Below are 11,905 nucleotides of genomic sequence, written 5' to 3'. Positions count from 1 at the left end.
GGACTCTGGGCGGCTCTGCCGCCTGTATTCGGGAGGCAGAGCCTCCCCAAGGGCATGACTTGGCCAGAGCCAAGTCACGAGGAAATCGAGGAAAACGCCGTCACCGCCTCCCCCCTGCGGGGAACCCTGCGGGCCATCTTGATGACGATACTCGTGGTGGGAGTGGTTTGGGGATTGAAGCAACTGCGTTGGCGTTGGCGAGTCTAAATTGCCAGTTCTTTGCACACCTTATGAACTTCTTGGAGATTGATCATGTATCAAGATGCAATTGTCGAAGAAATTCACAAAATTCGCGAAGAGTATTCACGCTCATTTAATCATGACTTGAAAGCACTTTTTGCAGACTTACAAAAGCAGCAAGCAGCAAGCGGTCAAAACGTGGTGGACTTATCCCAAAAGCCTCGCCTAAACAGGGAAGCATCGAGCTAAAACCACCAGCCTGCGGCTAAGCGGAGAAGCCGACCGACTGAGGTGTTTCGATTCACCGTTTGACGGGGGATAAAATAGGGATTTCTAAAAGGAGTGAGCCGCAAACTTCGGGTATTATAAAGATAGCCCGATTCATGATAAGTTTCAACAATCTCCAAGGCGTTTTTATTGATAGCCCCAAAGGGATAAGAAATATGATTTGCGATGCTTTCATCTCCCTCTAAATCAGCTAAACAGTCTCTCAGTTCCTGCTGCGATCGCCCCACCTCTTTCTCAACATCTTCTTCCGAAATTAACGTCAGATTATCATGATTCGCCCCATGAGATTGAATATCATAATAGCCCCGAATCACTCCTTCCCGCAACTCCTCACAACTAGCGTGATCTAAATAAGTCCCAGGAACCCCCATAAACGAGGAGTTGACAAACCAAACTACCGTGATTTTCTCGCCAGTTTCTCGATAAAGTCGCTCCAAAAGTGGCAAAACATTGAGATGAGCGTCTCGATAGCCGTCATCAATGGTAATCATGACCTTGGGGCGATATTTATAAATTTCGGGAAGCGGAGCGGCGGGTTGTTTATAATAGTAATTATAGAGGTCATTTGACGACAAAAACCAATAATGACGCTCTACCAACTGCCGCAAAAAGTCTTCAAATTTATCGATACTATAATCGGCGCTAAATTCGGGTCGTCGGGGCAGTTGTTTTTGAGGATTGTCAATATCAATGATGTCGTGAAAGCCAAAAATAGCAATTTTTTCAACCAGAATTTCTCCCGCAACAATGACTAGGGAGAGTCCAAAAATAAAGGCGATCGCCCAGCGTCGGAGTTTGGCGTTAGAGACCATCAGCGGAATAAGAGAAACCGGGACAAGGACAAGCAGATTAGAGCGAAGAGGTCAATTTGAGGGCGATATGATTGTCAATTAACGCCAAATGTCCCTCTGGATGAATGGCGGAGAACGACTCAAAAAACTGGCGCGGTTGGACGGGGAAATGGGAAAATTCAAACTGAGCATCCCCATCGGCGATGTTAGCCCAAAAATAGCGCAAACTGGGGATGAGAGGCTCGGCGGACTCTCGGGAGAGATAGAGAGGAGCATCGGTCAGTAAGCGTAGCATAAAGGGATAGGCCCGATCGCCCATCCAGTCGCGAGAGAGTTGACCGAGATTTTCCCAATCCTGCACCCCATCAACTCTCCCCGACTCAATTTGCAACCAAGTCTGTCCCTGAGTATCCCGCCGATACTCCAAAACCCGATAAGGATGAGGATAAGACACCGTAGATCCCGTGGTAATGTCATAGAGATCTCCCGCTTGGGCGATATCCTGGACATGAAGATGGCCCGTAAACACTAATTGCACCCCATGCGATCGCAACAACCTCCGTAACTGCGGTGCATTGTCCAACATATAGCGTCGTCCCAAACCATTCTCAGACTGGCCTGGAAGATGTTCAATCACATTATGATGCACCATCAGCCACACCTCCTCCCCCCGAAGCTGCTGCAATTGGTCATCCAACCAGTCTAACTGCGACTCCAACACCCTCCCCACCTGCTTTCCTTCGGCGTTGAAGTGATTGGAGTTTAAGCCAATCAGATGTAACCCCGGACGTAACTCAACGGTGTAATCTAACCCGTGAGGCTGGCCATAACCACAATGAGGATAATACCCCGCAAAGTCCGCCATCCCAATCGAATGGTCATTGGCCACCGCCACCGGGATATCATGATTTCCGGGAATCACATACACCGGATAGGGGAGTTCCGCCAGGCGTTTGGCTAACCAGTGGTGATTCTCCGGTTCCCCATGTTGCGTCAAATCTCCCGGAATTAGCAAAAACTCTAAGTCAAGTCCGCTGAGGCGATCCAAAATCGTCTCCAACACCGGAATCGAGACTTCCACCAAATGAAACCGCTGGGGACTATCCCAAATGGTATGGGGAAGGGCAATATGTAAATCACTGACGATCGCAAATCTAAAGGCGTCCATAGCTAACGAGAATGAGAAGCAGCAGATGTACAGGTTCGATCGCATCCACATCTTCCCATAGTAGCGACTCGGGCGAACTGACCCATTTTCCCAGTTGGGGAGAGTTTCCACTATCCTAGAACAGGACATCTCTCTATCCCCAAGACGGCGATCGCCATGAAAGTTTTGCAAATTGTCCCCTCCGTCTCCCTCGTCTATGGCGGTCCGAGTCAAATGATTTTAGGCTTCTCCCAAGCCTTAGCCGAACAAGGAGTTGACCTAACCCTCCTCACCACCGACTCCAACGGCGACTCAGGACAAGATCCCCTCGATGTTCCCCTCAATCAAGCCATTCCCCAAGATGGCTACCACATTCGCTATTGTCGCTGTTCTCCCTTCCGGCGTTATAAATTCTCCCTTCCCCTGTTTCAATGGCTGTGGAACCACGCCAGGGACTATGATTTGGTCCATATTCACGCACTCTTTTCCCCGGTCAGTAGCCTCTCGGCTTGGATTTGTCGTCAACGGGGAGTTCCCTATGTGTTGCGACCCCTGGGAACCCTCGATCCGGCGGATTTACGCAAAAAATCCCGCCTGAAAGACCTCTACGCCAGGGTTTTAGAACGGGAAAACCTGGCCCAAGCCGCCGCCATGCACTTCACCACCGCCGAAGAAGCCAAAATTTCTCACCGCTTCGGGGTCAAAACTCAAGATTGGGTGATTCCTCTAGGGGTAACGCCGCCAGACTCCCCACCTCGGATACAAGAGATTGTTCAGGCGTTGGGAGTTGACGCAACTCGTCCCTTAGTTCTGTTTATGTCGCGGGTGGAACCGAAAAAAGGCCTAGATTTGCTGATTCCGGCGTTGGAGGCGATCGCCGCCAAGGGAATCGAGTTTCAGTTTGTCTTAGCCGGGAGTAATCCCCAAGATCCCGCCTATGAACAGAGGATTGGCGATCGCCTCCGCAACTCCCCGATTCACGGACAAACTCGCATCACCGGCTTTGTCAGTGGTGAGACGAAAGCCGCCCTCTTGCACCGCGCCGATTTGTTTGTGCTACCGTCCTATTATGAGAATTTTGGCATCGCCGTGGCTGAAGCGATGGGAGTGGGTACACCGGTGTTAATTTCCGATCGCGTCCAGATTTGTGAGGCGGTGGCGTCGTCGGAGTCTGGCTGGGTGGCCGATTGTTCGGTCGAGTCGGTTCGCGATCGCCTCCTCGATGCGTTAGCCAATCTCGATGACTGTCAGCGACGCGGGAACAATGCTCGCACTTATGCTACTCAGTATTATAGTTGGCAGGCGATCGCACAGCAGGCGATCGAACATTACCAACGCATCATCTAACGCATCATCTAGGGTCAGCAGAACCATTACAATCGTTGTGGGACAATTTTCATGAATCGCCAAATAAATCGTAAACGTTGGTCTTGGCTTGTTGTCGTCAATGTTATCTGTCTGAGTCTCTTCGGCCTATTTCTTTCCCTAGGTCCCGTCTCGGCGCAATTTTCGCCCCCAGACAACCCTCCTAACCGCTCCAGAGAAGCCATTCGTTGGGACTATCGTTCCGTCTCCGCCACCCAAGAAGACGACCCCAACTATGAAAACTTCACCCAACAAATTAAAGATTTGGGAGATCTCGGCTTTGAGATGGTTACCTGTCTCTACGCGCCAGACAGTCGTCGCAGTGAGCGTTCTACCACCGCCTGCTATTTCAAACGACCCCAGTCTTAACCCCTAAACCTCCGCAAAAAAAAGGGGAGTAAACGTTCGTCTACCCCCCTAGTCATCTTAATAGGATTTCCGACGATTACGGAAACGCCGACGCTCACGGTGACGAGCAATCTCCTTGCGTTTATGTTTCTCCGCTGGAGTCTCAAAACACCGATTCTTTTTCATATCCGAAAAGAGTCCCGCGCGGGAGACTTTGCGCCGGAAGCGACGTAATGCGGATTCGATGGGTTCACTATCACCCAAGATAATTTGAGTCATTCACTTCCCTTCTACTCACAGTTCACAGTTTGAAAAAAAAGAGGCTCGGAAACTTTCCCGTTCCTCTTACGAAGGCTCGCCATTCAACTCCCTCGGGTTATGAGAATATCTCCTAAAACGATGAGTTCAATGACGGAAGCCTTTGCTTGACGGCTAGACATCGATGATGTGATTCGCCGTGTAACTACTCAGTGCAATTATACAATGTGTCAGCATACCGTGCCATCAAGGACGCCGATGCTAACCGTTCAAGACTTAGAATTAACCTAACGGCGGTTGTACCGAGGTTTGTCGGTACGGGGTTTAGCAGGGTTAACCCGAATAACGCGATCCATCCATTCTGCCCCATCTAGGGCTTCAATTGCGGCGGCTTCTTCGGATTCCTGTTCCATTTCTACAAATGCAAATCCCCGCATGCGACCGGTTTCACGGTCCGTCGGGACGTGAATCCGTTTAATCGTCCCATATTCTGAGAAAACGTCACTTAAATCCTCAGAGGTGACTTCATAAGAAAGATTTCCAACGTAAACGGACATCGAGGGTCTCCAAAATCAAACAGCGTGCAGAGATGGAGATTTCGGAGTGAAGCTTGCTCAGACTAAACGGGAGAAAACCAGTTAATACCAAAAACAAACACTATGACCGATAATTCTTCTATCTCTCTAACCACCATAACATGGTTTATCGGGGCTGGGGATTTTTTTTGCTTTCCTTTAGAATTTCCGCTTAGACTCTCGCGGAGGATGGGCAGATCCCCTTAAAACTGCAAACGCCGTTGTACTAGGTTGAGATCCTCGCGATAGCTCGATCGCGTCGGGGCCAGTTCCACGGCGCGACGATAGGCCTCTAGGGCCTCATCATAGTCCCCCAAGCGCTCCCAGGCATAGCCCAGACGATTCCAGGCGGCGGCCTGTTCGGGATCTAAGGCGATCGCCTGCATGAGAGCCTCACGAGACTCACCGTAGCGATCGAGACCCTGTTGAGCCAGGCCCAAATTATACCAAGCGATCGCCGCACTCAACTCCCCCCAGCGCCCATCTCCCTCCAATGCGCTCTCACAGGACGAAACCGCCTCAATCCAGCGCCCTAAAGCAATCTGATCGGCACAACGATTGAGCAAGGCCAGAGCGTACCTTGGACGCAGTCTCAGCGCCCGATTATGGGCCGCCAGCGCCGCCTCATAGTCCCCCAAATTCCCCAGGCGCACCCCCAAATTCGTCCAAGTGCTGACATCATCGGGCCGCAGGGCCAACGCCTTCTCACAGGCTACCACCGCCTCGCGATCGCTCCCCTTCTGACAGCGATTGACGTAATACTCGTAGGTGGTCAGCTCCTCATGTCCCTCAGCCAAGGCTGGGGTTAGCGCGAGCTGTCCCGCCAGAGTGGCCAGAGTCAGCAGTGGAAGTTGAAGCAGCCCGGAGAGATCGCGCATCATAGACACTTGACAATAAACGACTGAAAATCCTAAAGTCTTTTTATTGTAGTTGTTTTAGCTCAATGTAACGTCCTAGTTGGTCTGACGAAAAATACAGCCAAAACCAGACCCGGTGAGCTTACGAGTCCGGTGAATCTGGGGGAGCCTGGCTCTTAAACTGAGTTCGTAAACGAACCGACTCCCGGTGAGAATGTAAGCCTTCCGCGTCAGCGAGGGTTTGAATGGCCTGACTCATATTTTGCAAGGCTGACGGAGAGTATTCAATCAGACTCGAATGCTTCATAAAGGTTTCCGTACCCAGGGCTGAGGCGTAACGAGCGGCGCCGGAGGTGGGTAGAGTATGGTTGGGGCCGGCCAAGTAATCGCCGACGGCTTCTGGGGTCGAATAGCCCAGGAAAATCGCCCCCGCATGACGAATCTGTGGCACCAACTCCCAGGGATCGGCGATTTCGAGTTCCAGGTGTTCTGGGGCAAACTGATTCGAGAGGTTAGCAGCTTCGGCCAGGGAATCCACCACCACCACCAATCCATAATGGGCGATCGCCTTCTCAGTCCACAAACGTCGCGGATGGTCGCTCAACTGAGCCTCCACCTCAGCCACCACCTGACGGGCCAGAGCCGAATCCGGCGTCAGCAGAATCGCCGCCGCCATCGGATCATGTTCGGCTTGAGCCAGTAAGTCCGCCGCGACGTGACTCGGATCGGCCTGACGATCAGCAATCACCAACACTTCCGACGGTCCGGCTAACGAATCAATCCCCACGGTTCCAAAGACCATTTTCTTGGCCAGGGTGACATAGATATTTCCGGGGCCGGTGATCACATCCACCGGAGCGATCGTATTGGTTCCATAGGCCAAAGCCGCGATCGCCTGCGCACCCCCAACCCGATAAATCTCTTGCACTCCCGCTTCCTGGGCCGCCACCAACACCGCCGGGTCAATCCGTAAATCATCCCCTGGCGGCGTGACCATAACAATTCCTTCAACCCCTGCCACTTTGGCCGGAACCGCATTCATAATCGCCGTACTGGGATAAGCACCGCGACCCCCAGGAACATAAAGTCCCGCGCGATCAACCGGCGTGTAGCGTTTCCCCAGGACAACACCATCCTTAGCAAAATCAACCCAACTTTTGGGAACCCGCTGACGATGGAAGGCTTCAACCTGTTTCACGGCCAGTTGAATCGCATCCAAGAGCCGTTTGGGAATTTGTTGATACGCCGCATCGAGTTCAGAACCCGTGACTCGCAACTGTCCACGGGTTAGAGATTGGCCGTCAAACTCTTGGGTGTAGCGTAGTAGAGCCGCATCTCCCTGTTGGCGAACCGTGTCGACAATCCTTCGCACGCTCGCTTCTTGTTCTAGCACCCCGTCAGACTGGGTGCGGTTCATGATTCGCCGTAACTCGGACTCGGCTTCAGATCGCTGAGTGATGATTCGCAGCATGGGATGTTACAGAATGCCTCCGCGCGTGTCTGCCCCAAAGTGAAGTCGCCAGGATATCCTGGATGCGATCGCCCGCCTCGGAGCCAGAGGGAGCAACCCAACTTAGACTGATTACCCTATCAGCTTAGCGCGGATTTTTTCAGAAAGCGCGACTTCTCACAAATGAGATGCTATATTAGTATGTCTGGTAAGAACAGCCAAAGTAAACGTAAACAGAATTGATCTACATAGGGGAGTTAATCGGTGGCAAACATTAAGTCTGCAATCAAACGCATTCAAGTCAACGAGCGCAACCGCTTACGCAATAAATCTCATAAGTCAGCCATCCGCACGCTGATGAAGAAGTACTTTACAGCCGTCGAGGCCTACCAAAGTAACCCAAGTCCCGAGGCCCTAGAGGAGGTTCAACAGCATATGAACCTGGCCTATAGCAAAATTGACAAAGCCGTCAAACGAGGCGTACTGCACAGCAACACCGGCGCCCGCAAGAAAGCGCGTCTGGCTAAAGCCCTGAAGCAACAAGACACCGCCGCCGCCTAATTCGCGCGGCCGACGACCATTGAGCCGATCGCATGACGCTTATTGACACCCACGTTCACGTCAACTTTGACCGTTTCGAGGCGGACTTCGAGCAAGTTCGCGATCGCTGGCGAGCCGCCGGAGTGAGCCACTTGGTTCATTCATGCGTCCATCCTCGGGAATTTTCTCGCACCCAGGCCATCGCCGCCCAAGTGCCGGAAATGTCCCTAGCCGTGGGGTTACATCCCCTCGACGCTCAGGACTGGACCGACGAACTTGGCCAAGAGATTACCCGTCTGGCTCAAGCTGAGACGCGGGTGGTGGCGATCGGCGAAACGGGGCTAGATTTCTTCAAAGCCGACAACCGCCCCGAGCAATATGCAGCCCTGCGGGGACAACTTGACATCGCTGAAGCTCTCGATCTCCCTGTGATTATCCATTGTCGGGACGCCGCAGGCGCTCTCGTGGAGCAGTTACAGGAATTTCGGGATCGCGGCGGTCAACCCCGAGGGGTCATGCATTGCTGGGCCGGAACCCCCGCAGAAACCCAAGCGTTTCTGGATTTGGGGTTTTATATTAGTTTTAGTGGTATCGTCACCTTTAAGAATGCCCAAACCTTGCAAGCATCCGCCCAGCTCGTTCCCGATGATCGCCTTTTAATTGAAACCGACTGTCCCTTTCTCGCCCCCGTCCCCAAACGGGGCAAACGCAACGAACCCGCCTTCGTGCGCTACGTTGCCGAAACCCTGGCCCAACTGCGCGGCGTGTCCTTCGATGACCTCGCCGAGCAAACCCGGCACAATGCGATCGCCTGCTTTGGTCTAAGCCCCGTTTAGACCCCAAGCCTCCCGAGTGCGATCGTACCATCCCCCGCCCGCGCAACCGCAGACTCCGAAACGAATGCCAAGATCTGGACTTTACCCGAATCGTCCATCATCCCAACGAGCGTCCGTCGGAATCCCACCCCCGACCGACCCACAACCCGCTCACTCAGGCGATGCCCACAAGCCTGTCTTTAACATTGACCGAGGTTTCAGTTCTTGAAACCTCGATTTGCCGTGTAGCCCTGCGCCTAGCCCGGTAAACCTCGGTCAAGTATCCACTTCTTTAGCGCATCCCAACAGTCCGACAAAGAAGACGAATGACTAACTTACAAACGACCACCACCAGCACCGCCCCCGTCTTTCACCTGCCTGACCTCGTCGCCATCCAGCGATCGAGCTTTCGCTGGTTCCTCGAAGAAGGACTCATCGAAGAACTCAACAGTTTCTCCCCCATTACCGACTATACCGGAAAGCTAGAACTTCACTTTATCGGTCGTAACTACAAACTTAAAGAACCCAAATATAGTGTAGATGAGTCCAAACGCCGCGACAGCAGCTACGCCGTCCAGATGTACGTCCCCACCCGGCTGATTAACAAAGAAACCGGGGAAATCAAAGAACAAGAAGTCTTCATCGGCGACTTGCCCCTGATGACCGAACGGGGAACCTTCATCATTAACGGTGCCGAGCGGGTTATCGTCAACCAAATCGTGCGATCGCCCGGCGTCTACTACAAATCCGACGTCGACAAAAACGGTCGCCGTACCTACAACGCCTCCCTCATTCCCAACCGAGGCGCTTGGCTGAAATTTGAAACCGACCGCAACGGCCTCGTTTGGGTCCGCATCGACAAAACCCGCAAACTCTCGGCTCAAGTCCTGCTCAAAGCCCTAGGACTCTCCGACGCCGAGATTAGCGATCGCATCCGCCACTACGACTTCTTCGAAAAAACCATCGAAAAAGAAGGGCAATTCAGCGAAGAAGACGCCCTCATGGAACTCTACCGCAAACTGCGACCCGGCGAACCCCCCACCGTCTCCGGTGGCCTCTCGCTCCTAGAGTCCCGCTTCTTCGACCCCAAACGCTACGACCTCGGGCGCGTCGGGCGCTACAAACTCAACAAAAAACTGCGTCTCAACGTCCCCGACAGCACCCGCGTCCTCACCTCCGACGACATCCTCGCCGCCGTCGACTACCTCATCAACCTCGAATTTGACATGGGGCAAATCGACGACATCGACCACCTGGGGAATCGTCGCGTGCGTTCCGTCGGCGAACTGCTGCAAAACCAAGTCCGCGTCGGCCTCAACCGTCTCGAACGGATTATCAAAGAGCGCATGACCGTCTCCGACGCCGACACCCTCACCCCCGCCTCCCTCGTCAACCCCAAACCCCTCGTGGCGGCCATCAAAGAGTTCTTCGGCTCTAGCCAACTCTCCCAGTTTATGGATCAGACCAACCCCCTCGCGGAGCTGACCCACAAACGCCGTATTTCCGCCCTCGGTCCCGGTGGACTGACACGGGAGCGGGCCGGATTCGCCGTGCGCGACATTCACCCCTCCCACTACGGACGCATCTGTCCCATCGAGACCCCCGAAGGTCCCAACGCCGGACTCATCGGCTCCCTCGCCACCCACGCCCGCGTCAGTAACTACGGCTTCATCGAAACCCCCTACTACCGCGTCGAAAACGGCCGCGTCATGCGGGAGAACGCCCCCATCTACATGACCGCCGACGAGGAAGACGACCTGCGCGTCGCTCCGGGAGATATCCCCATCAACCCTGAAGGCTATATTCAAGGGGATCAGGTTCCTGTGCGTTACCGTCAGGACTTCACCACCACCACCCCGGACCAAGTGGACTTTGTGGCCGTCTCCCCGGTGCAAATTATCTCCGTCGCCACCTCCTTGATTCCCTTCATTGAGCATGACGACGCCAACCGCGCCTTAATGGGGTCGAACATGCAGCGTCAAGCGGTTCCCCTACTGCGCCCGGAACGGCCCCTAGTGGGAACCGGACTCGAAGCCCAAGCCGCCCGTGACTCGGGGATGGTTATCGTTAGCCGTACCCCCGGTGTCGTCACCTATGTGGACTCCGAGCGCATTTTGGTGCGTCCCACCGTCGAAGAAAGCGACAGCAACGGCTTACCGCAAATCATCGAGTACGAACTGCAAAAATACCAACGCTCCAACCAAGATACTTGTCTCAACCAACGCCCCATCGTCTTTGAAGGGGACGAAGTCGAAGCCGGACAAGTCCTGGCTGATGGAAGCGCCACCGAAGGGGGAGAACTGGCCCTGGGACAAAACATCCTCGTGGCCTATATGCCCTGGGAAGGCTACAACTATGAGGACTCCATCCTCATCAGTGAGCGCCTGGTTATCGATGATGTCTACACCAGTATCCACATCGAGAAATACGAAATCGAAGCCCGGCAAACCAAACTGGGACCCGAAGAAATCACCCGCGAAATTCCCAACGTTGGTGAAGATTCATTACGACACCTTGACGAAAGCGGCATTATCCGCATTGGGGCTTGGGTCGAATCTGGGGAAATCCTGGTCGGGAAAGTGACCCCCAAAGGCGAATCCGACCAACCCCCCGAAGAAAAACTGCTGCGGGCTATTTTCGGCGAAAAAGCGCGGGATGGGCGGGATAACTCCCTGCGGGTTCCCAACGGTGAAAAAGGTCGTGTCGTCGATGTGCGGGTCTTTACTCGGGAACAGGGCGACGAACTGCCCCCCGGCGCCAACATGGTGGTGCGCGTCTATGTAGCCCTGAAACGGAAAATCCAAGTCGGGGACAAAATGGCTGGTCGCCACGGTAACAAAGGGATTATTTCCCGGATTCTGCCCCAGGAAGATATGCCCTATCTCCCCGATGGGACGCCCCTAGACATCGTCTTGAGTCCCCTGGGGGTTCCCTCGCGGATGAACGTGGGACAAATCTTTGAATGTATGTTGGCCTGGGCTGGAGATAACCTCAACGCCCGCTTCAAGATGGTTCCCTTCGACGAAATGCACGGAACCGACCAATCGCGGCAAACCGTCAACCGCAAGCTGCAACAGGCGCGGGAGAAAACCGGCAAGGATTGGGTCTATAACCCCCAAAATGCCGGGAAAATTCAAGTCTATGACGGCCGTAGCGGTGAACCCTTTGACCAGCCCGTGACCGTGGGGAAAGCTTATATGCTCAAACTGGTTCACTTGGTCGATGACAAGATTCACGCCCGTTCCACTGGACCGTACTCCTTGGTGACGCAGCAGCCCTTGGGTGGGAAAG

13 protein-coding genes are annotated in these 11,905 nt (G+C 53.7%); 7 read left to right on the top strand and 6 right to left on the bottom strand.

The window, feature by feature from the left end; translation table 11 throughout:
• A partial coding sequence (locus tag R6U67_RS01255; RefSeq protein WP_410250855.1) for a hypothetical protein occupies window positions 1-207 on the top strand: 207 nt, incomplete at its 5' end.
• A 45-nt stretch (window positions 208-252) separates the two neighbouring features.
• On the top strand, window positions 253-429 hold the full coding sequence (locus R6U67_RS01250) for a hypothetical protein (RefSeq protein WP_410250854.1): 177 nt from the start codon (window positions 253-255) through the stop codon (window positions 427-429).
• On the opposite strand, the gene R6U67_RS01245 is transcribed toward R6U67_RS01250, so the two are convergent.
• Window positions 426-1,280 carry a polysaccharide deacetylase family protein gene (locus tag R6U67_RS01245; RefSeq protein WP_410250853.1) on the bottom strand — a complete coding sequence of 285 codons (855 nt, stop codon included), beginning with the start codon at window positions 1,278-1,280 and terminating at the stop codon, window positions 426-428. The genes R6U67_RS01250 and R6U67_RS01245 overlap by 4 nt on opposite strands.
• A 37-nt stretch (window positions 1,281-1,317) precedes the next feature.
• The gene (locus R6U67_RS01240) at window positions 1,318-2,427 is read right to left on the bottom strand and encodes a metallophosphoesterase family protein (protein ID WP_410250852.1); all 1,110 of its coding nucleotides are present in this window, start codon (window positions 2,425-2,427) and stop codon (window positions 1,318-1,320) included.
• 156 nt (window positions 2,428-2,583) lie between these two features.
• On the opposite strand from R6U67_RS01240, the gene hpsP reads away from it, so the two are divergent.
• Both hpsP and R6U67_RS01230 read left to right on the top strand, forming a co-directional pair.
• Entirely contained in the window at window positions 2,584-3,753 is a 1,170-nt protein-coding gene (gene hpsP / locus R6U67_RS01235; protein WP_410250851.1) for a hormogonium polysaccharide biosynthesis glycosyltransferase HpsP, read from the top strand.
• Between the two features lie 51 nt (window positions 3,754-3,804).
• Window positions 3,805-4,140, top strand: a complete 336-nt coding sequence (locus R6U67_RS01230) for a hypothetical protein (protein ID WP_410250850.1) — start codon at window positions 3,805-3,807, stop codon at window positions 4,138-4,140.
• A 57-nt stretch (window positions 4,141-4,197) separates the two neighbouring features.
• Here R6U67_RS01230 and rpsU read toward each other — a convergent pair whose 3' ends face one another.
• The 4 genes from rpsU to hisD all read right to left on the bottom strand — a co-directional run bounded on the left by rpsU (window position 4,198) and on the right by hisD (window position 7,280).
• A complete protein-coding gene (gene rpsU, locus R6U67_RS01225; protein ID WP_074162914.1) occupies window positions 4,198-4,398 on the bottom strand; it encodes a 30S ribosomal protein S21 in 201 nt (66 codons plus the stop codon).
• Between the two features lie 266 nt (window positions 4,399-4,664).
• On the bottom strand, window positions 4,665-4,934 hold the full coding sequence (locus tag R6U67_RS01220; RefSeq protein WP_068790408.1) for an RNA recognition motif domain-containing protein: 270 nt from the start codon (window positions 4,932-4,934) through the stop codon (window positions 4,665-4,667).
• 221 nt (window positions 4,935-5,155) lie between these two features.
• Entirely contained in the window at window positions 5,156-5,833 is a 678-nt protein-coding gene (locus tag R6U67_RS01215) for a tetratricopeptide repeat protein (protein ID WP_410250849.1), read from the bottom strand.
• A gap of 118 nt (window positions 5,834-5,951) precedes the next feature.
• On the bottom strand, window positions 5,952-7,280 hold the full coding sequence (hisD, locus tag R6U67_RS01210; RefSeq protein WP_410250848.1) for a histidinol dehydrogenase: 1,329 nt from the start codon (window positions 7,278-7,280) through the stop codon (window positions 5,952-5,954).
• Between the two features lie 243 nt (window positions 7,281-7,523).
• On the opposite strand from hisD, the gene rpsT reads away from it, so the two are divergent.
• The 3 genes from rpsT to rpoB all read left to right on the top strand — a co-directional run.
• Window positions 7,524-7,820 (top strand): 30S ribosomal protein S20, encoded by a 297-nt coding sequence (gene rpsT / locus R6U67_RS01205; RefSeq protein WP_410250847.1) that lies wholly within the window; start codon window positions 7,524-7,526, stop codon window positions 7,818-7,820.
• 32 nt (window positions 7,821-7,852) lie between these two features.
• Window positions 7,853-8,635, top strand: a complete 783-nt coding sequence (locus R6U67_RS01200) for a TatD family hydrolase (RefSeq protein ID WP_410250846.1) — start codon at window positions 7,853-7,855, stop codon at window positions 8,633-8,635.
• Window positions 8,636-8,940: 305 nt separating this feature from the next.
• Window positions 8,941-11,905, top strand: a 2,965-nt coding sequence (rpoB, locus tag R6U67_RS01195) for a DNA-directed RNA polymerase subunit beta (protein ID WP_410250845.1), incomplete at its 3' end; no start/stop codon positions are given.

The organism is Sodalinema sp., from assembly GCF_046483825.1.
Classification (GTDB): domain Bacteria; phylum Cyanobacteriota; class Cyanobacteriia; order Cyanobacteriales; family Geitlerinemataceae; genus Sodalinema.
Note: the sequence above shows the minus strand (reverse complement) of the source record. Positions and strands in the feature narration are given on the sequence as shown.

What these genes read in the sequence shown, in the direction of transcription:
- R6U67_RS01230 (WP_410250850.1), top strand. Translation starts at nt 3,805, where the DNA reads ATGAATCGCCAAATAAATCGTAAACGTTGGTCTTGGCTTGTTGTCGTC.
- R6U67_RS01245 (WP_410250853.1), bottom strand. Translation starts at nt 1,280, where the DNA reads ATGGTCTCTAACGCCAAACTCCGACGCTGGGCGATCGCCTTTATTTTT.
- R6U67_RS01220 (WP_068790408.1), bottom strand. Translation starts at nt 4,934, where the DNA reads ATGTCCGTTTACGTTGGAAATCTTTCTTATGAAGTCACCTCTGAGGAT.
- rpsU (WP_074162914.1), bottom strand. Translation starts at nt 4,398, where the DNA reads ATGACTCAAATTATCTTGGGTGATAGTGAACCCATCGAATCCGCATTA.
- R6U67_RS01200 (WP_410250846.1), top strand. Translation starts at nt 7,853, where the DNA reads ATGACGCTTATTGACACCCACGTTCACGTCAACTTTGACCGTTTCGAG.
- R6U67_RS01215 (WP_410250849.1), bottom strand. Translation starts at nt 5,833, where the DNA reads ATGATGCGCGATCTCTCCGGGCTGCTTCAACTTCCACTGCTGACTCTG.
- R6U67_RS01240 (WP_410250852.1), bottom strand. Translation starts at nt 2,427, where the DNA reads ATGGACGCCTTTAGATTTGCGATCGTCAGTGATTTACATATTGCCCTT.
- hisD (WP_410250848.1), bottom strand. Translation starts at nt 7,280, where the DNA reads ATGCTGCGAATCATCACTCAGCGATCTGAAGCCGAGTCCGAGTTACGG.
- R6U67_RS01250 (WP_410250854.1), top strand. Translation starts at nt 253, where the DNA reads ATGTATCAAGATGCAATTGTCGAAGAAATTCACAAAATTCGCGAAGAG.
- hpsP (WP_410250851.1), top strand. Translation starts at nt 2,584, where the DNA reads ATGAAAGTTTTGCAAATTGTCCCCTCCGTCTCCCTCGTCTATGGCGGT.